At 62.7% G+C, this 18,467-nt stretch carries 23 protein-coding genes and 1 tRNA gene; 17 read left to right on the top strand and 7 right to left on the bottom strand.

Annotated features, from left to right (window positions below; genetic code table 11):
• The first annotated feature begins 225 nt into the window (after nucleotides 1-225).
• From tig to rfbA, 7 genes are all read left to right on the top strand, one after another.
• Complete coding sequence (tig, locus tag C9E81_RS02530) at nucleotides 226-1,560, top strand: trigger factor (RefSeq protein ID WP_122111131.1); 1,335 nt, start codon at nucleotides 226-228, stop codon at nucleotides 1,558-1,560.
• Between the two features lie 118 nt (nucleotides 1,561-1,678).
• Nucleotides 1,679-2,101, top strand: coding sequence for a DUF1489 family protein (locus tag C9E81_RS02525; RefSeq protein WP_122110728.1), 423 nt, complete (start codon nucleotides 1,679-1,681; stop codon nucleotides 2,099-2,101).
• Nucleotides 2,102-2,147: 46 nt separating this feature from the next.
• A tRNA-Gly gene (locus tag C9E81_RS02520) sits at nucleotides 2,148-2,221 on the top strand.
• Nucleotides 2,222-2,475: 254 nt separating this feature from the next.
• Entirely contained in the window at nucleotides 2,476-3,039 is a 564-nt protein-coding gene (rfbC, locus tag C9E81_RS02515; protein ID WP_122110727.1) for a dTDP-4-dehydrorhamnose 3,5-epimerase, read from the top strand.
• Nucleotides 3,036-4,076: a dTDP-glucose 4,6-dehydratase gene (gene rfbB / locus C9E81_RS02510; RefSeq protein ID WP_122110726.1), complete on the top strand. Its 1,041-nt coding sequence runs from the start codon at nucleotides 3,036-3,038 to the stop codon at nucleotides 4,074-4,076. The genes rfbC and rfbB overlap by 4 nt, the downstream gene beginning before the upstream one ends.
• The gene (rfbD, locus tag C9E81_RS02505) at nucleotides 4,073-4,930 is read left to right on the top strand and encodes a dTDP-4-dehydrorhamnose reductase (RefSeq protein ID WP_122110725.1); all 858 of its coding nucleotides are present in this window, start codon (nucleotides 4,073-4,075) and stop codon (nucleotides 4,928-4,930) included. The genes rfbB and rfbD overlap by 4 nt, the downstream gene beginning before the upstream one ends.
• Nucleotides 4,927-5,799 (top strand): glucose-1-phosphate thymidylyltransferase RfbA, encoded by an 873-nt coding sequence (gene rfbA / locus C9E81_RS02500; protein ID WP_122110724.1) that lies wholly within the window; start codon nucleotides 4,927-4,929, stop codon nucleotides 5,797-5,799. Before rfbD ends, rfbA begins: the two co-directional genes overlap by 4 nt.
• A gap of 29 nt (nucleotides 5,800-5,828) precedes the next feature.
• On the opposite strand, the gene C9E81_RS02495 is transcribed toward rfbA, so the two are convergent.
• A complete protein-coding gene (locus C9E81_RS02495) occupies nucleotides 5,829-6,941 on the bottom strand; it encodes an ROK family transcriptional regulator (RefSeq protein WP_122110723.1) in 1,113 nt (370 codons plus the stop codon).
• A 121-nt stretch (nucleotides 6,942-7,062) separates the two neighbouring features.
• On the opposite strand from C9E81_RS02495, the gene C9E81_RS02490 reads away from it, so the two are divergent.
• From C9E81_RS02490 to C9E81_RS02480, 3 genes are all read left to right on the top strand, one after another.
• Complete coding sequence (locus C9E81_RS02490) at nucleotides 7,063-8,091, top strand: sugar ABC transporter substrate-binding protein (protein ID WP_122110722.1); 1,029 nt, start codon at nucleotides 7,063-7,065, stop codon at nucleotides 8,089-8,091.
• A 112-nt stretch (nucleotides 8,092-8,203) separates the two neighbouring features.
• A complete protein-coding gene (locus tag C9E81_RS02485; protein WP_122110721.1) occupies nucleotides 8,204-9,271 on the top strand; it encodes an ABC transporter permease in 1,068 nt (355 codons plus the stop codon).
• Entirely contained in the window at nucleotides 9,271-10,041 is a 771-nt protein-coding gene (locus tag C9E81_RS02480; protein WP_122110720.1) for an ATP-binding cassette domain-containing protein, read from the top strand. The genes C9E81_RS02485 and C9E81_RS02480 overlap by 1 nt, the downstream gene beginning before the upstream one ends.
• 118 nt (nucleotides 10,042-10,159) lie before the next feature.
• Here the strand turns inward: C9E81_RS02480 and C9E81_RS02475 are convergent, their stop codons facing one another.
• The 6 genes from C9E81_RS02475 to C9E81_RS02450 all read right to left on the bottom strand — a co-directional run bounded on the left by C9E81_RS02475 (nucleotide 10,160) and on the right by C9E81_RS02450 (nucleotide 13,929).
• Nucleotides 10,160-10,888 carry a molecular chaperone DjiA gene (locus tag C9E81_RS02475; protein ID WP_122110719.1) on the bottom strand — a complete coding sequence of 243 codons (729 nt, stop codon included), beginning with the start codon at nucleotides 10,886-10,888 and terminating at the stop codon, nucleotides 10,160-10,162.
• Nucleotides 10,889-11,070: 182 nt separating this feature from the next.
• Entirely contained in the window at nucleotides 11,071-11,571 is a 501-nt protein-coding gene (locus C9E81_RS02470; RefSeq protein ID WP_122110718.1) for a GNAT family N-acetyltransferase, read from the bottom strand.
• Nucleotides 11,568-12,143: a VOC family protein gene (locus C9E81_RS02465; RefSeq protein ID WP_122110717.1), complete on the bottom strand. Its 576-nt coding sequence runs from the start codon at nucleotides 12,141-12,143 to the stop codon at nucleotides 11,568-11,570. Before C9E81_RS02465 ends, C9E81_RS02470 begins: the two co-directional genes overlap by 4 nt.
• Nucleotides 12,144-12,149: 6 nt before the next feature.
• Nucleotides 12,150-12,947: a tryptophan synthase subunit alpha gene (gene trpA / locus C9E81_RS02460; protein ID WP_122110716.1), complete on the bottom strand. Its 798-nt coding sequence runs from the start codon at nucleotides 12,945-12,947 to the stop codon at nucleotides 12,150-12,152.
• A gap of 194 nt (nucleotides 12,948-13,141) precedes the next feature.
• On the bottom strand, nucleotides 13,142-13,342 hold the full coding sequence (locus tag C9E81_RS02455) for a hypothetical protein (protein WP_122110715.1): 201 nt from the start codon (nucleotides 13,340-13,342) through the stop codon (nucleotides 13,142-13,144).
• Nucleotides 13,343-13,491: 149 nt separating this feature from the next.
• Nucleotides 13,492-13,929, bottom strand: a complete 438-nt coding sequence (locus C9E81_RS02450; protein WP_122110714.1) for a VOC family protein — start codon at nucleotides 13,927-13,929, stop codon at nucleotides 13,492-13,494.
• Between the two features lie 82 nt (nucleotides 13,930-14,011).
• Here C9E81_RS02450 and ychF point away from each other — a divergent pair, with 82 nt between their 5' ends.
• The 7 genes from ychF to C9E81_RS02415 all read left to right on the top strand — a co-directional run bounded on the left by ychF (nucleotide 14,012) and on the right by C9E81_RS02415 (nucleotide 18,459).
• Nucleotides 14,012-15,109, top strand: coding sequence for a redox-regulated ATPase YchF (ychF, locus tag C9E81_RS02445; RefSeq protein ID WP_122110713.1), 1,098 nt, complete (start codon nucleotides 14,012-14,014; stop codon nucleotides 15,107-15,109).
• A gap of 17 nt (nucleotides 15,110-15,126) precedes the next feature.
• Entirely contained in the window at nucleotides 15,127-15,495 is a 369-nt protein-coding gene (locus tag C9E81_RS02440) for an SH3 domain-containing protein (protein ID WP_122110712.1), read from the top strand.
• Nucleotides 15,496-15,569: 74 nt separating this feature from the next.
• Nucleotides 15,570-16,373, top strand: coding sequence for a GNAT family N-acetyltransferase (locus tag C9E81_RS02435; RefSeq protein WP_122110711.1), 804 nt, complete (start codon nucleotides 15,570-15,572; stop codon nucleotides 16,371-16,373).
• 221 nt (nucleotides 16,374-16,594) lie between these two features.
• A complete protein-coding gene (ihfB, locus tag C9E81_RS02430; protein ID WP_279432700.1) occupies nucleotides 16,595-16,891 on the top strand; it encodes an integration host factor subunit beta in 297 nt (98 codons plus the stop codon).
• A gap of 61 nt (nucleotides 16,892-16,952) precedes the next feature.
• Nucleotides 16,953-17,372: a LapA family protein gene (locus C9E81_RS02425; RefSeq protein WP_122110709.1), complete on the top strand. Its 420-nt coding sequence runs from the start codon at nucleotides 16,953-16,955 to the stop codon at nucleotides 17,370-17,372.
• Nucleotides 17,373-17,377: 5 nt separating this feature from the next.
• On the top strand, nucleotides 17,378-18,019 hold the full coding sequence (locus C9E81_RS02420; protein WP_122110708.1) for a phosphoribosylanthranilate isomerase: 642 nt from the start codon (nucleotides 17,378-17,380) through the stop codon (nucleotides 18,017-18,019).
• The gene (locus tag C9E81_RS02415; protein ID WP_122110707.1) at nucleotides 18,016-18,459 is read left to right on the top strand and encodes a GNAT family N-acetyltransferase; all 444 of its coding nucleotides are present in this window, start codon (nucleotides 18,016-18,018) and stop codon (nucleotides 18,457-18,459) included. Before C9E81_RS02420 ends, C9E81_RS02415 begins: the two co-directional genes overlap by 4 nt.
• Nucleotides 18,460-18,467: the final 8 nt, after the last annotated feature.

Here is an 18,467-nt window from a genome sequence, read left to right as displayed (position 1 = left end):
GGCATCCTGTGTTCGATGGGTGCGGTACGTCCCGGTTTGCATTTCCGGTGTGGTGCCGTCACGGTCGTTCAGCCGCTCTTGCGCGGAACGGCAGGCGGATGCAATCGCGAAACGCGGTGTGAGGCTGGCCGCAATCTGCTTGCAGAGCATTGCCGCGACGACTAGAAGGGCGGAAATTTTCAGGCCGCCGCCTTACCGGTGGCCCTTCTTGCTATGAGGACGATGATGCAAGTCAAGGAAACCCAGAACGAAGGTCTCAAGCGCGGCTATCAGTTTACGCTGCCCGCGGCGGAGCTGGCTGCCACGGTCGATGCCAAGCTGAAAGAGGCGCAGCCCGAGATCGAGATGAAGGGCTTCCGCAAGGGCAAGGTGCCTCTGCCCATGCTGAAAAAGCAATTCGGCCCGCGCGTCATGGGCGACGCAATGCAAGAGGCGATCGATAATGCGCTGCGTTCGCATCTGGAGGAATCGGGCGATCGTCCCGCCGCCCAGCCCAAGGTCGAGATGGAAAACGGCGAGGGCTGGAAAGAGGGCGATGACGTTATCGTCAACGTGTCTTACGAGGCTTTGCCCGAAATTCCCGAGGTCGATCTGAGCAAGCTGTCGCTGGAGCGCCTGTCGGTTCCCGCCGAAGAGGCCGCCATCAATGAGGCGCTGGAAAACCTGGCGAAATCGGCCCAGAACTTCGATGATCGCCGCAAGGGCAGCAAGGCCAAGGATGGCGATCAGGTGGTGATCGACTTCAAGGGCTTTGTCGATGGCGAGGCGTTCGAGGGCGGCTCGGCCGAAGATTACCCGCTGGTCCTGGGTTCGAACAGTTTCATTCCCGGCTTCGAGGAGCAACTCGTCGGTGTTAAGGCCGATGAGGACGTGAAGGTCGAGGTGAAATTCCCCGAGGAATACGGCGCCCCGCATCTTGCCGGCAAGGATGCGGTCTTCGAATGCAAGATCAAGGCCGTGAAGGCTCCGAAACCTGCCGAGATCGATGATGAGCTGGCCAAGAAATTCGGTTCGGACGATCTGGATGCCCTGAAAAAGCAGATCGCGGAACGGCTCGAACAGGAATATGCCGGTGCCGCGCGTGCGATCATGAAGCGCGGGCTGCTGGATCAACTGGATGAACAGGTGAAATTCGAACTGCCCGAATCGCTGGTCGAGGCAGAGGCGAACCAGATCGCTCACCAGTTGTGGCATGAGGAGCATCCTGAGGAGCACGGCCACGATCACGGCGAGATAGAACCCACCGAAGAGCACAAGAAACTGGCCGAGCGTCGGGTGCGTCTTGGCCTGTTGCTGGCCGAGATCGGCCAGAAGGCCGAGGTGACGGTGAGCGATCAGGAAATGACTCAGGCCGTGATGCAGGCCGCGCGGCAGTATCCGGGTCAGGAACGCGCCTTCTTCGAGTTCATTCAGCAAAATCAGGCTGCGCAGCAGCAACTCCGCGCGCCGATCTTCGAGGACAAGGTCGTCGATCACATCGCGGAAAATGCCAAGGTGGAAGAAAAGCAGGTCACCAAGGAAGAACTGGAAAAAGCTGTCGAGGCGCTGGACGAATTGTAAGCGCGACACCAGTCATTCAATTATCCAAAGCCGCGATCGTTCAGATCGCGGCTTTTTTGTGCCCGGTTCGGCTTGCCGCTTCTTGCTGCCCGGGCCCGCTGCTCTTATCCTTGAGTGCATGACCGCGACTCTCCATCTCATGAAACTCTGCGTCGGTTCCGAAGGGCCGGACGAGCTGATCCGCTGGCAGCAGTCGCGATATGGCGATGAGCCCGCTATCCATGTCACCCGCATGTGGCCCAAGCGCGAGAAGGAACTGCTTGATGGCGGCTCTCTCTACTGGGTGTTCAAGGGGGTGATGCTGGCCCGGCAGCGCTTGTTGCGGATGGAGGAACGGATCGGCGAAGACGGTATCCGTCGCTGTGCCCTCGTGCTGGATCGCGATCTGGTCCGTGTCGGTGCCGTGCCGCGCCGCCCGTTCCAGGGGTGGCGCTATCTGAAGGCCGAGGACGCACCTGCCGATCTGCCTGCCGGACGCCGCTCGGAGGAAGCGCTGCCGCCTGCCGTAGCCGCCGCACTGGCCGAAATGGGGCTGGTCTGACACAGTGGCTTGACGCCATGCCGGGCTGCGGATAAGCGAAAGGCATGCGGGTGTAGCTCAATGGTAGAGCAGAAGCTTCCCAAGCTTACGACGAGGGTTCGATTCCCTTCACCCGCTCCACTCCTTCAATTCGTGATGCTTCGATATCTGGGTTTTTCGGATGAAACCCGTTTCACGCTTCTTTTTCCGGCAAGGCCCGGGATTGGCAGGATACGAGGCCCTTTCGCCTGTGGCCGGTGGCGATCTGCCGGGAAAGCCTTGCGGACATTCGACTCGTCCTGGATCGTGAGGCTGTGACAGCGACCGGGTTACGGCTTACAATATGCTGACATATGAAATAACGAGCGGCAGCCCATGTCCCGAAAGACCAAGCGATGATAAAGATTGACAGGACCGCATTGCCCGGAGTGCTGGTCATCACCCCGGCCCGCCATGGTGACGACCGAGGCTTCTTTTCGGAAAGCTGGAACCGGAAAAGCCTTGAGGATGCCGGTGTCAAGCTTCCCGATTTCGTTCAGGACAATCATTCCCTGTCACATCGGCCGGGCACATTGCGGGGGCTGCATTATCAGGCGCCGCCCCATGCGCAGGGCAAGCTGGTGCGTTGTGGGCGGGGGCGGCTGTTCGATGTTACGGTCGATGCTCGCAGGGGCAGCCCGACTTACGGGCAATGGGTCGGCGAGGAACTGTCCTTCGAGAATGGCCGTCAATTATGGATACCCGCAGGTTTCCTGCACGGTTTCGTGACCCGTGTGCCTGATACTGAAATCGCCTATAAGTGCACCGCCCATTATGACCGTGCCAGCGACGGGGCCGTGCTCTGGGACAGTCTGAATATCGATTGGGAGGTTGAACAGCCGGTCCTGTCCGAAAAAGACCGCACTGCCCCCGCATTCGCCGACTGGATATCGCCCTTTATTTTCGAGGGCCACGAATGAAGATCCTTGTTACCGGCGGCGCGGGTTTCATCGGTTCGGCCGTGGTGCGGCTCGCGGTGCGGCGCGGGCATCGGGTCGTCAATCTGGACGCGCTGACCTATGCGGGCAATCCCGCCAATGTCGCACCGGTGTCTGACAGCGATCTGTATTGTTTCGAGCGGGTGGATATACGCGATCGCGAAGCGGTCGAGCGGGTGCTCCAGACCCACCGCCCCGATGCGGTGATGCATCTGGCCGCCGAAAGCCATGTCGACCGCTCTATCGATGGTCCGGGGGAGTTCATCCAGACCAATATCATCGGCAGTTTCAACATGCTGGAGGCAGCCCGCGCTCATTGGCAGCGCGAAGGCCGCCCCGAAGACTTTCGCTTTCACCATATTTCGACTGATGAAGTCTTTGGCAGTCTGGGCGAGAGCGGCCGGTTTCACGAAGAAACGGCCTATGATCCGCGCAGCCCCTATTCCGCCAGCAAGGCCGGCTCCGACCACCTGGTGCGGGCCTGGCATGCAACCTATGGTCTGCCGGTGGTGCTCAGCAATTGCTCGAACAATTACGGCCCTTATCACTTTCCCGAAAAACTGGTGCCGGTGGCAATCCTTCGGGCACTGGCAGGCGAGCCGATCCCGGTTTATGGCGACGGCAACCATATCCGCGACTGGCTTTATGTCGAGGATCACGCTGACGCGTTGCTGCTGGTGCTGGAAAAGGGCCGGATCGGGCGGAGCTACAATATCGGCGGCGGGAACGAGGTGAGAAATATCGATCTGGTCCGCATGATCTGCGCCCATATGGACGACCTTCATCCCGAAGGCGCGCCACATGAGAGGCTGATCGAATTCGTATCCGACCGGCCGGGACATGACCGCCGCTATGCCATCGACCCGGGCCGGATCGGCGATGAGTTGGGCTGGCGGCCTTCCGTCGGCATCGAGGAAGGGTTGCGTCGGACCGTGGAATGGTATCTCGCCAATCGTGACTGGTGGCGGCCGCTTTTGTCGCGCGACGGGGTCGGAAGGCGTTTGGGAATGGGTGGATGAGGGGACTTCTGGTCTTCGGCCGCACCGGGCAGGTTGCGCGGGAACTGGAGCAGCTTGCTCCCGAAGCGCGTTTCCTGGACCGCGCGGCCGCCGATCTGACCGACCCTCTGGCCTGCGCTTCCGCGATCCAGAACACCGGTTGCCGGGCGGTTATCAATGCCGCCGCTTATACGGCGGTTGATCGTGCGGAAAGCGATGCTGACACAGCCCGTCTGGTCAACGCGGATGCGCCCGCCGCAATGGCTCGGGCGGCAGCGGAAAAGCAGGTGCCCTTCCTGCATATATCGAGTGATTATGTCTTTGACGGGGCAGGGGACCGGCCATGGCGCGAGAACGACCCCACCGGCCCGCTCGGTGTCTATGGTGCAACCAAGCTGGCAGGAGAGCGGGCGATAGCAGCTGCTGGCGGGCAGTGGGTGGTGCTGCGGACCTCATGGGTATTTTCGGCGCATGGATCGAATTTCGTAAAGACCATGCTGCGCTTGGCGAGCGAACGGGAGGCGTTGAGTATCGTTGCCGACCAGATCGGAAGCCCGACGCCTGCCGCCGATATCGCCGCCGCGTTGCTCGTCATGGTGCGCGCCATGCAGGCGGACACTGCCAAGAGTGGAATCTATCATTTCGCGGGCACCCCCGATATCAGTTGGGCGGGGTTCGCGCGTGAAGTTTTTGCGCAGGGGGGGCATCGCTGCCGGGTGCAGGAGATCGCAACAGCGGATTATCCCACCCCGGCGCGGCGACCGGCAAACTCGCGGTTGAACTGTGGACGTATTGCGGCAGATTTCGGTATTGCCCGGCCTGATTGGCGCGTCGGGCTGGCGGAGGTCCTGGAAACATTGAGGGGCAGTGCATGACGCAACGCAAGGGTATCATTCTCGCCGGCGGATCTGGTTCGCGCCTCTACCCGATCACCATGGGTGTGTCCAAGCAGTTGCTGCCGCTTTACGACAAGCCGATGATCTATTACCCGATCACCGTGCTCATGCTGACCGGCATCCGCGAGATCGCCATTATCACCACGCCCGAGGATCAGGCGCAGTTCCAGCGCCTTCTGGGGGACGGCAGCCAATGGGGGTTGCGCTTCGAATGGATCGTGCAGCCTTCGCCTGACGGGCTCGCGCAAGCCTATTTGCTGGCCGAGGATTTTCTGGCGGGTGGCCCGTCGGCCATGATCCTGGGAGATAACATCTTTTTTGGGCATGGCTTGCCGGACTTGCTGAAAGCCGCGGATATGCGGCGTGATGGCGGAACCGTATTCGGCTATCGCGTCTCGGATCCCGGGCGTTACGGGGTTATCGGCTTTGACGAGCAGGAGCGGGTCAGCCAGATCGTGGAAAAGCCCGCGCAGCCGCCTTCGCATTACGCGGTGACCGGGCTTTATTTCCTTGATGGTTCCGCGCCGGACCGGGCCGCGCGGGTGACTCCGTCCGAACGGGGTGAATTGGAAATCACCACGCTGCTGGAGAGTTACCTTATGGAAGGCACGCTGACCGTCGAAAAGATGGGGCGCGGGTTTGCATGGCTGGACACCGGAACCCATGCCAGCCTGCTGGATGCGGGGAATTTCGTGCGCACGCTGGAAAATCGTCAGGGATTGCAGACTGGATGCCCCGAGGAGATCGCCTATATGAACGGCTGGATTTCTGCCGAGGATATCCGGGTCACGGCAGAGAAATTCGCCAAGAACCGATATGGGCTTTATCTCCTGGAACTGATCGGCTGAGGGTTGTCCGCCATTTTGTGCCTGCATCCTTAGCGCGGCTGGCCGTTCGGCTGGAAGAAATGCGAAAGCGGGAGCGCTGCCGCGCCAAGCACGCGGGCGCTGCGCCCCAAACTTCCTTCGATGATCCGGGGACGGTCGATGCCTTCGGCGGGAAGGGCCTCCAGCGCCTTGCGCGTGGCCTCCGTCAGCCGTGTCCGGGTCGTGGGGGGAACCGCGCCGTCGATAATCACCAGGGGCAGATCGGCGACCGAGGCGGCGGTCAAAGCGGCAAATGCCAGTCCTTCCCCTGCCTCCCGCGCCCACTCGGCCTCGATTTCCTTGGGCGGGTTCCAGCCTGAATCGTCCGGAGGCAGCGACCTGCCCAAGCGGCGCTCCAGTTCAGCGACCGAGGCACGATCCAGCAGCTGCCCGCCACCGGGCAGCGGGATCGAGCCGAGGGCCGCGGCATTGCGTTGTGGCCCGAAACGCAAGCTGCCGTCCAGAACGATGCCGCCTCCGGGGAAATGCGCCATGTAGATATGCAGGAAATCCGCAGGCAGGTCGTGATGCCCAAAGATCAGTTCGGCTCCGCAGGCGGTGGTCGCGTCATTCTCCAGAAAGACCGGAAAGGGTATCTTGTCCGCCAACTCGCCGCGAAGATCGAAACCGCGCCAACCGGCCATCTCCTTCCCCCAATCCCAAAGCCGGAATGGCGTGGCGATTCCCAGTCCCGCGATTCGTTCCTGCGCCTTTGGCGGCAACGAAGCGCGGAATGTGGCGATTCCGTGATGGGCAAAGCTGAGAACCCGTTCCGGCTCCAGATGCGGCAATACCTCCTGTCGGTGGAGTTTTATCTGGCCGGTAAAGTCCACCAAGGCCAGCTCGACAAGCTTGCGTCCCAGTTTCAGACCGAGGAACAAGGCACCGTCAGGTGCAAGGGAAAGCGGTGTCGAGGGTTGTCCCACCTTGCCCCGGACAACCTCCTGCTCTGACAATAATCCGTTTTTTATCAGTTTTCTGGTCAGATTCGTCATGGCTTGGGCCGACACCCCCGTCGCTTGCGCCAGGGCGGCCCTGGGCATCGGTCCGTGGCGACGGACAAGCGCAAGAATCAGTCGCTCGTTTCTGCTGAGTTCACCGCTGTGGTTCCGGTCAGTTATCATGACAAGATTCTCCCTCGCAGATATTAATAAACTTAATTGAATTATTGACAAGTGGTGTCGTTCGGTGCTTATTTCCGGCAGATCGGGCAACCGGCCCGCTTGTGATGGAGGAGATCACGTCATGCATAAATCAACCATTATCCGCCTGTCTCTGGCCGCATCCGTGCTTGCCGCAAGCGCCGGTCTGGCCCAGGCACAGGATTCCGCGAAGGCTTGCCTGATTACCAAGACGGACACCAACCCGTTTTTCGTGAAGATGCGCGAGGGTGCGACCGCAAAGGCCAAGGAACTCGGCATCGAGCTGGACACTTTCGCAGGCAAGGTCGATGGCGACAATGAAACCCAGGTTGCCGCGATCGAGACCTGTATCGCCAACGGGGCAAAGGGGATCCTGATCACGCCCTCGAACAGCTCTGCCATCGTGGGATCGGTTCAGCAGGCGCGAGATGCCGGGCTCTTGGTCATCGCGCTGGATACGCCGCTGGATCCGATCGACGCGGCCGACATGACCTTCGCCACCGACAACTTCCTGGCCGGTGAACTGATCGGGAAATGGGCAAAGGCGACGATGGGGGATGCAGCTGCCGATGCCAAGATCGCCCTGCTCAATATCGACATTGCGCAGCCAAGCGTGGGCGTGCTGCGCAACCAGGGATTTCTGGCCGGTTTCGGCATCGAGCTGGGCGACGAGAACAAATGGGGCGACGAGGACGATCCGCGCATCGTCGGCCATGACGTGACGCAGGGCAATGAAGAAGGCGGGCGCAAGGCGATGGAGAACCTGCTGGCGCAGGAGCCTTTCGTCAATCTGGTTTATACCGTCAACGAGCCTGCCGCTGCAGGTGCTTATGAGGCACTGAAAGCGGTCGGCCGGGAAGGCGACGTGACCATCGTGTCGGTGGATGGCGGTTGTCCGGGCGTGGCGAATGTCGAGGCCGGAGTGATCGGCGCGACCTCGCAGCAATATCCCCTGCTGATGGCATCCAAGGGGATCGAGGCCATTGCCGCCTTCGCTAAGGACGGCACCAAGCCGCAGGCGACGGAAGGCAAGGGCTTCTTCGACACCGGGGTGAAACTGGTCACCGACAAACCCGCCGAGGGGATCGAGTCGATCCCGGTCGCGGAAGGCAAGGAACTGTGCTGGGGCTAACCCCTGCGATCCGGTGTGATCACGATAGAAATTGCATTGGGGCGGATCATTGACCGCCCCTCTCGATCAACCGTTCCGTCGTGGCTGGGCCACGGAAATCAGGGGGGAACCCATGTCAGACAGCGACAATTATGAGGCGGTTGTCCAATCGGCTTCGTCCGAGGTCGCCAGCTTCGAAGAACACAAGAAGGGCCTGATCGGCCATTTTCACCATGCGCTGCACGCGACACCCTCGCTGGTCCCGCTGATCGTGCTGGTCGCGTCGATCATCGTCTTTGGAATCGCGGTGGGCAGTAATTTCTTTTCCGCCTATGCGCTGACCCTGATCCTGCAGCAGGTGCAGATTGTCGGCGTGCTGGCGGCGGCACAGTCGCTGGTGGTGCTGACTGCCGGGATCGACCTGTCGGTCGGCGCCATCGCGGTGTTTACCTCGGTCATCATGGGACAGTTCACCTTTCGTTATGGCATCCCGGCCCCGATCTCGGTGGTCTGCGGGTTGGCCATCGGCACGGGGATCGGTGCGATCAGCGGCTGGCTGGTCAGCCGCGTAAAGCTGCCGCCCTTCATCGTGACATTGGGCATGTGGCAGATCGTCCTTGCCGCCAACTACCTGTATTCCGCCAATGAAACCATACGTTCGCAGGATATCGCGACCGAGGCCTCGTTCCTGCAGTTCCTTGGCCGGACCTTCGAACTTGGCGGGGCGAAACTCAACCTGGGCGTGGTGCTGATGCTGATCCTGGTGGTGGTGTTGGCCTATTGCCTGCGATCCACCGCATGGGGCCGGCATGTCTATGCGGTCGGAGACGATCCCGAGGCGGCAAAGCTTGCCGGCGTCAAGGTCAATCAGACGCTGATGTCGGTCTATATGCTGGTGGGCTTCATCTGCGCGCTGGCCGGGTGGGTGATGATAGGGCGCTTTGGTTCCATCTCGCCTTCGGCGACCACCGGCACATTCGGCAATATCCAGTCGATCACGGCGGTGGTGATCGGGGGTATCTCGCTTTTCGGCGGGCGTGGCTCGATCCTCGGCGCCTTCTTCGGAGCGCTGATCGTGGGCGTGTTCGAACTGGGCCTGCGGATGGCCGGGGCCGATGCCCAATGGACCTATCTCCTCATCGGTGCGCTGATCATCGGCGCGGTAACCGTGGACCAATGGATCAGAAAGGTAACAGCGTGATGGAACCCATTCTCAAGGCGCGCGGGCTGGTCAAGCGTTACGGCAAGGTCACCGCGATCAATCGCAGCGATTTCGACCTGATGCCGGGAGAGATCCTTGCCGTGATCGGCGATAACGGGGCAGGCAAGTCCAGCATCGTCAAGGCGTTGTGCGGCGCGGTGATTCCCGATGAGGGCGAGATCTGGCTGGAGGGGAAGAAGGTCAGTTTTTCCTCTCCCATCGATGCCCGCAACGTCGGGATCGAGACGGTCTACCAGACCCTCGCCATGTCGCCGGCTTTGTCGATTGCCGATAACATGTTCATGGGGCGGGAATTGCGCAAACCCGGCTTCATGGGCAAATGGCTGCGCAAGCTGGACCGCCCGGCGATGGAGAAATTCGCCCGGCAGAAGCTGTCGGAACTGGGGCTGACGACCATTCAGAGTATCAATCAGGCGGTGGAATCCCTGTCGGGCGGTCAGCGCCAGGGCGTGGCCGTGGCGCGGGCCGCGGCCTTCGGCTCGAAGGTCATCATCCTGGACGAACCCACCGCGGCGCTCGGCGTCAAGGAAAGCCGCAAGGTTCTGGAACTGATCCAGGACGTGCGTTCGCGCGGGATACCGATCATCCTGATCAGCCACAACATGCCGCATGTGTTCGAGGTCGCGGACCGGATCCATATCCACCGCCTTGGCCGCAGGCTTGCCGTCATCGACCCCAGGGAGCATTCGATGTCGGATGCGGTGGCCTACATGACCGGGGCCCAGGTTCCCGAAGGAATCGCCGCCTGAGCCATTTCCGGTGGAAGTTGCCGCAGGCAATGCGCCGAGACCGCAGGCCGCAACCTGTCAGGCCCCCGATTCGTCCTTTCCGGAGAGGAAGGAAACGGATCGGGGGCTTCGTGTCACGTCAGCCTTGTATCGAGGCCGGAGGGCTGTGCATGGCGCGAAACTTCTCCCACGCCTCGTTGAGGCGCCGGGTTCGGGCTTCGGCAAGACGGATCGCCTCGGGCGGCAGGCCGCGGGCTATGGCGCGGTCGGGATGGGCCTCGCGTATCAGCTTGCGCCAGTGCTTGCGGGCTTCGGGCAGCGGTGTTTCGATGGGGATGCCCAGGACCTCGCAGGGCGGGCAACCCGCCTTCGGATCGTGGCGGACGCGAATCGCACTGACCTGGGCTTGCGTCAGTCCGAAGATGCGACGAACCTCGTCGATGAACTCGATTTCGGCCTCGTGCAAATCGCCATCGGCGAGGGCGATGATGAACAGACCCTCGATCACATCGGAGAGAACCGGGTCACCGGCAGGAAACATGGTAGCAATCCGGCGGGCCCAGGCATTGAATCCCGCCACGTCCTGCCGGGCCAGATCGAACACTTTTGCGGCGTTTTTTTCCTCGGCCCGCGGGATGATGAAAACGCGGCGGAAGGCCGTGACTTCGGAACGGGCGATTGCGCCGTCAGCCTTGGCCAGCTTGGCGCCGAGTGCGATCACGGCGATGGTGAAGGCGACCGAGCGCTCGGGCGGGATCGCCGCACGCTGCCGCCCGAGCATCGCCGCCAGGCGGTCGGCGATACGCTGCCAGAAGCTGCGGGGCTTCGGCAGGTTCGGGCAGACGGGTTGGCGCGGGCTCGTATCCATGCCCCCAGACTAACGGCTATGGAGGCGCTAGGGTAGGGGCAGAATTGCGCAGAATGTCACACCGGTCCGCCCCTGCGTTCCATGGCGGAGTCCATGAAAAATTCAGACGCAATATCTGTATCGCCCTGCCTGTTTTCTGTGCATTCGCGGCGGGCGAGCAGCGGCGGGGCCACCCATCGGCGTCAGGCGGTCAGATCCTTGCCCATCAGCACCAGATCATGAAAGCGCCCGAATTTCCAACCTGCTGCCGGAATGCGCCCCCACTCGGCATAGCCCAACCGGGCGTGGAAGCGGATCGAGATCTCGTTGCTGGCGGTAATCCCGCCGATCATCAGGCGGTGGCCCGCGACGCGTGCATGATCCTCGAGAGCGGTAAGCAGCAGTGCCGCAGCCCCCGTCCCGCGCGCCTCCGGGGCAAGGTTGATCGTGTGCTCCATGCTCTTCGCGTAACCGCCGCCCGCGCGGAACTGGCTGTAAGAGCCAAAGCCGGTTACTTTGCCCGCTTCGTCCTGCGACAGCAGGAAGGGATGGCCCGACGCCTGGCGGTCCCGGATTATGGTGGCGATTTCGGACTCGCTTCGCTCGTTCGGCCAGAAAGTGATGGCGGTGTGGTGGATGATCGGGTTCCAGATCTCGGCGACAGCACGGGCATCCTCGGGATGGGCGGCGCGGATGAGGGTCACAGCAGAACCTCGCCGGTCGGAGTGGTAATGCGGACCTTGAACCCTGCCGGACCAGTCGTCAGCGAGATGCGAGGATCGTCGAGCGGCAGGGATTGGGCCACGGGCGCGGATATGGTCAGCCGGGTCAGGCGCAGCCCGTGATCGGGAAGCCTGTCCGAGGGATGCGGCCCGTTGCCCCAGTCTATGCGCATCGGCGTGGTGCCTTCGCCCGGCATCTGGCCGGTATCGGGCAGCGTGATCCGCCATCGCAGATCGGCGCGGCTGACCTCGGCGATATGGGTGCCTTCGGGCGCTTCCAGCGGGGATTGCCGCAGCACCCAACCGGCGATCCGGGGCGGGCCGGTGAAATCCCGCAGCCCGAACCAGCCGGGGCTGTCGGTGCGGGGGGCGTCCGGATCGATGGCGATGAGTTCGATATATTCGCGGGGCCCGAGCGAAAGCAGCATGTTATGCGTGCCAAGAGCGGGATGCTTGCCGCCCGGCTGCAATTCGACCCCGAGCCGGTCCCGCAGCCACGCTGCCCCTTCCTCGAGGCTGCTGGCGGCGATGGCGAAATGGTCGAGTTCGAGCATATGGGATCAGCCGCGATGCGCTCCGGCAGCCAGGTCGCGGACGAAGGTGAGGATCTCGGGCACCGGGCGGCCCTCGCCGATCAGCTTGACGATGGCGCTGCCGACGACGCAGCCATCGGCGACCGACGCGACTTTCTCGGCGGCCTCGGGGGTTGATATGCCGAAGCCTACCACGACCGGCAGATTGGCGGCCTTGCGGATGCGTGCGACCTCGGGGGCGACTTCGGCGGCATTGGCGGCGGGGCCGCCGGTGATGCCGGTGACGCTGACATAATAGACGAAGCCGCTGGTATTCCGGACCACGGCGGGCAGGCGGCGGTCATCGGTCGTGGGCGTCGCGAGGCGGATGAAGTTCAGCCCGGCGCGGGCGGCGGGAACGCAGAGCTCGTCATCCTCCTCGGGGGGCAGGTCGACGACGATCAGCCCGTCGACCCCGGCCTCTTTCGCGTCGCGCAGGAACTGCTCCACTCCGCCGGGGCGGGCATAGATCGGGTTGTAATAGCCCATCAGCACGACCGGGGTGCTGTCGTCTTGCTTGCGGAATTCGCGCAGCATGTCCAGCGTCCGGGTGACGCTGCCGCCGGCGGCCAATGCCCGCTGTCCCGCTGCCTGGATGGTCGGGCCGTCGGCCATCGGATCGGTGAAGGGCATGCCCAGCTCGATGATGTCTACTCCGGCAGAGGGCAGGCCGCGCATGATCTCCAGCGCGGTGGCGTCATCGGGGTCCGAGGCCATCATATAGGCGACGAAGGCCTTTTTGCCCTGTGCCCGAAGCTGCGCGAATCTGTCGTCTATCCTGGTCATGGCCCGCCCCTGCAATCCGTCCCGGCAGGATTAGCCTGCATATGCGGGCGGTGCAATGCGGGGCGAGGTCGAGATGCCGGGGCAATGCCAAGAAGCCGAGGTTTCGTTGCCCGCCCGCGCAAGTTCCGGATGCGGGGGAGCGGAAATCGAAACGCAGGAAGCTTCCACAAGCGGGGCAGGGAAGGGGCAGGAACCTAGGGCTTTTCTTCCAGTGCCGTGATACGGTCGTCATGCGAATGCATATTCGCCGCAAGCAGCGTCAATATATGTGTCACCCCGTCAATACGGGCATCCACCCCGTCGAAACGTTCGCTTACCCTATCGAAGCGTTCGTTCATTTCCTTCCGCATTTCCTGCAGCAGGCGAATGGTATGGTTTTCGGCGCTCTTGCTCATCTTCAACCTTCGAACTCGCAACGACGATATGGGCATTCTTCCCGCTCACCGCCAGGAGGATGCGCATTCTGCACACCCGGCCCGGCACAGTGTAGCACGCCATCGGTCAATTCAAAGTTTCTTCTGGCTGCCATGAAAACGGCGAAGCGTTATTGCCCTGCGGCAGCCCCATCGGCCTCGACCACCAGCATCCAGCTTGCGCCGAACCGGTCGGTCAGCATGGCGAAGGATTTGGCGAAGAAGGTCGGGCCGGGCTCCATCCTGACATGTCCGCCCTCGGCCAGCCCGTCGAAGATCCGCCGGATCTCGGCTTCCGATGGCAGTGTAACGGCGATGGAGGATCCGGTCATGCGTTCGCCGCCGAATTGCGGGGGATTGTCGCAGCCCAAGAGCCTGCCGCCATCGGGCAGGGTCAGTTGCGCATGCATGACCCAACCTGCCTGGTCGGGTTCAAGCGGCGGCATGCCGGTCGCCTCGGGCAACTCGTCAAAGCGGCTGAGCTGGACCTTGCCGCCGAACAGGCTTGCATAGGTGCTGAAGGCTTCGGCGCATTCGCCCTGGAATGACAGGTAAGGGATGAAAGTCATGGCTCCTCCTGTTGGGCCGCGGGGTGGACTTGTGCCGGGCCTCAGCCTAAGTAACCGCCGAGATCAGGAAAGGTTGCTTGAAATGGGTTTTCGGATGGGGATCGTGGGGTTGCCGAATGTCGGCAAATCCACGCTGTTCAACGCGCTGACGAGAACGGCCGCCGCGCAGGCCGCGAATTTCCCCTTCTGCACGATCGAGCCGAATGTCGGCGAGGTTGCCGTGCCCGATCCGCGCCTGGACAGGCTGGCCGGGATCGCGGGCAGCAAGCAGATCATCCCGACGCGGATCACCTTCGTCGATATCGCCGGGCTGGTGAAGGGCGCCAGCAAGGGCGAGGGCTTGGGTAACCAGTTCCTGGCCAATATCCGCGAGGTGGACGCCATCGCCCATGTGCTGCGCTGTTTCGAGGATGGCGATGTGACCCATGTCGAGGGCCGCGTTGACCCTATCGCCGATGCCGAGGTGATCGAGACCGAGCTGATGATCGCCGACATGGAATCCATTGAACGGCGGCTGACCGGCCTGACCCGCAAGCTGAAGGGCGGCGACAAGGAGGCGGTGGCGCAGGAACGGCTGCTGAAACTCGCGCTTGCCGCGCTGGAGGACGGCAAGCCCGCCCGCAGCGTCGAGATCACTGACGAGGACCGCAAGGCATGGAACATGCTACAGCTTCTGACCTCCAAGCCGGTTCTCTATGTCTGCAACGTCGCCGAGGACGAGGCGGCGACCGGCAATGACTGGTCCGCCAGGGTGGCGGAGATGGCGGCGTCGCAGGGGGCCGGGCATGTGGTGATCTCGGCCCGGATCGAGGAGGAGATCAGCCAGCTCGACGCCGACGAGGCGCAGATGTTCCTGTCCGAGATGGGGCTGGACGAGGCCGGCCTCGACCGGCTGATCCGCGCGGGCTACGATCTTCTGGGCCTGCAGACCTATTTCACCGTCGGCCCGAAAGAGGCGCGCGCCTGGACCATCCGCAAGGGCACGCTGGCGCCGCAGGCGGCGGGCGAGATCCATGGCGATTTCGAGAAAGGCTTCATCCGCGCCGAGACCATCGCCTATGACGACTATATTGCCGGCAATGGCGAGGTAGGCGCGCGCGAAGCCGGCAAGCTTCGGGTCGAGGGCAAGACCTACGAGGTCAAGGACGGCGACGTGCTACATTTCCTCTTCAATGCCTGACGGCATGGCGGGGACTCATGCGCTATCGGGTTATCAGCGACTGGTCCGCATCCTATGATCAGCCGATCGAGCTTGCCGCCGGTGAAGGGCTGGAACTGAGCGGGCGCAAGGATTGCTGGGACGGCCATTTGTGGCTCTGGGCGCGTTCTTTTGCAACGGGCCGGGAAGGCTGGATTCCGGATAGCTTACCGCTATGCCGTGCCGGAAAACTGGTGTCCGGTTGTGATTACTCGGCCAGGGAACTTACCTGCAGGACAGGACAAATCCTTGCCAGCCTTGGGGAAACCCATGGTTGGGTCCTGTGTGAAGCCGAGGTCGGCGATATCGGTTGGGTGCCCCGGGCATGTCTTGCGCCAATACCAGATGCCGGGCGCGAAGACGGATAAGCACGGGTTGCGTCCCCGGCGTTCTGCTGCTTCTGTCGGGAAAGATTTTTCGACCGAGCGAAAGGATCACCGCCATGAGCTGCGCCTGCGGACATCACCATCCCCGTCACGATCAGGGCGGCGAGGGCGCGCCGATCGCCCTGGCCCGCCCTATGATCGCGCTGTCGGGGCGGCTGATCTGCTCGGATACCGCGCAGATGATGACCGCCCTGTCGCATTTGCCCGAACATGTCGGGCTCAGCCGTGCCGAGCCCGGCTGCCTGCGCTTCGATATCTGGCAGGACGACGATCCGATGATCTGGCATCTGTCCGAACTGTTCACCGATGCCGATGCCTTCGCGGCGCATCAGGCACGGACGGGTGCCAGCGAATGGGGCAGGCAAAGCATTGATATCGGGCGTGATTTCGATAAGCACGAAATCCGGCCAGTCATCCGTCCCGAACAGCCATCCGATGCGGATGCCATAGATGCAATGCTGCGTGTCGCATTCGATGGCGATGATGAGGCGCGGCTGGTCGCGGAGCTTCGCCGCCAGGGCGATCTGAGCCTGTCGCTGGTCGCCGAGGCGGCGGGCGCCATCATCGGTCATCTGGGCCTGTCGCCGCTGGCGGGCGATGCCGAGGCGCTTGCATTGGCGCCGCTCGCCGTTGCGCCCGGGGCGCGGGGGCTGGGGATCGGCGGCGCGCTGGTCCATGAATCCCTGAATCGGGCGGGGGAGGTTCCGGTGGTCGTGCTGGGCGATCCCGCCTATTACAGCCGCTTCGGCTTTGTCCCCGCCGAGCTGGATTCGCCCTATGCGGGACCCCATCTGCAGGTGCACGGCAATATCGCCTCGGGCAGCACAATACGCTACGCAGAGGCATTTTCCACATTGTGATTCGGCGTTGGACGTGCCGGGTCGACATATCGGCCGGACGGCGAGGACTCGCCAGATATGCGGGGATGGAGTGCCAAATGCCGCGGATCCGGGTAATATCCGGCTTGCGTGTTGGCCATAAAGCTGGCATCGCTTAGGAAACCCTTACCTTGTTTCTTGCGTTGCCAAAGTGTTAGGTAGAAAGCTGCCAGCTCCGCGGCTCCACCGTCACCACCGCTGTCCTGGGAGGTAAAATGATCCGGTCCGAGCTTATTCAGAAGATTTCAGAAGATAACCCGCATCTTTTCCGGCGCGATGTCGAAAAGATCGTCAGCACCGTTTTTGACGAGATCATCGATGCCATGGCACGGGGGGACCGGGTCGAGCTGCGCGGTTTCGGTGCCTTTTCAGTCAAAAAACGCGATGCCCGCATCGGCCGCAACCCGCGCACCGGCGAATCCGTCGAGGTCGAGGAAAAGCATGTGCCGTTCTTCAAGACCGGCAAACTGCTGCGTGACAGGTTGAACGGCGAGGCCTGATCGTCCTAAGTAAAGACCCAAAGGAAGGCGCGACATCCTCGCGCCAGTAAAGGGGATCCAGATGCGCTTTCTTCGCCTGTTGTTCATCGTATTGCTGGCCATCGTCCTGGTGGCGGTGGCTCTCGCCAATCGCGAGATGGTGACGCTCAACGCGTTTCCGGTGAATCTGGACGCCTATCTCGGCGGCAAATGGTCGGTCGAACTGCCATTGTTCATGGTTATTTTCCTTGCCGTGGCTTTCGGTATGCTCGCGGGGCTGATCTGGGAATATCTGCGCGAGGCCCATGTCCGGCGCGAGGCCCGCAATCGCAGTGCCGAGGTGGCGCGACTGGAGCGGGAGGTCGGCAGCCTGCGCGAACGCCATGCCAATCCCCGCGACGAGGTGCTGGCGATCATCGACAGGCCCAAAGGGACGGGCACGGATCGGCCCGTGACCACGGCGAATCCCGCCTCCGGCACGACGCTGCCCGCAGCGCGCTGATCCCGATGGCACAGGTCAAGATCTGTGGCCTGCGTGAGCCGGAACATGTCACCGCCGCGCTCGATGCCGGGGCGCGGTATCTGGGCTTTGTCTTCTTTCCTAAATCCCCCCGGGCCTTGAGTGTCGCGCAGGCGGCGGAACTGGCGGGTATGGTGCCCGCCGGAATCGCCCGCGTCGGCCTTTTCGTGAACCCCGGGGATGCGCTGCTCGAAACGGTGCTGGCTGAGGTGCCGCTGGACCTGATCCAGCTTCACGGAGGAGAAAGCCCGCAGCGCGTGACCGAGATCAAGTCGCGTTTCGGCCTTCCGGTGATGAAAGCCGTGGGAATCGCCACCCAGGAGGATTTGCCGCAGCTGATTGATTACGGGACGGTGGCGGACATGCTGCTGGTCGATGCCAAGCCACCGAAGGACGCGGTTCTTCCGGGCGGCAACGGGCTGGCCTTTGACTGGCGCCTGCTGGTCGGTCGCCGCTGGCTGAAGCCCTGGCTGCTGGCCGGAGGGCTGACTCCCGCGAATGTGGCCGAGGCGATCCGCCTGACCAAGGCACCCGGCGTCGATGTATCCTCCGGCGTCGAAACCGCGCCGGGACAAAAGGATTCCGGCCTCATCCGCGATTTCATCGCCGCCGCAAAGGAGGCGCCATGACCGAATTCCGTCTCGCCCGCAGGGAGGACGTGCCGACCGTCATCGCGTTGTTGGCCGATGACGTGCTTGGGCGCGATCGCGAAACCGCCATCTCCGAGCATTACCTTGCCGCCTTCGATGCCATGCAGGCGGAGGGCAACAACCACCTGATCGTCGGCGAGGCCGAAGGGCAGGTCGTGGCCTGCTACCAGATCACCTTCATCTCCGGCCTTTCGCTTTCCGCCGCGCGACGCGCCCAGATCGAGGGCGTCCGCGTCGCCGCCTCCCATCGCGGCCAGAAGATCGGCGAGGCGCTGATCGGGGATGCCGAGAACCGCGCCCGCGCTGCCGGTTGCAGCCTGATGCAGTTCACGACGAACAAGAGCCGTGACGATGCGCATCGCTTCTATGACCGCATGGGCTTCACGCCCAGCCATATCGGTTATAAGAAACCACTCTAGACTTCTTC

The organism is Paracoccus alkanivorans (genome assembly GCF_003697785.1).
Taxonomy (GTDB): domain Bacteria; phylum Pseudomonadota; class Alphaproteobacteria; order Rhodobacterales; family Rhodobacteraceae; genus Paracoccus; species Paracoccus alkanivorans.
This window is presented reverse-complemented; position numbering and strand designations above follow the sequence as displayed.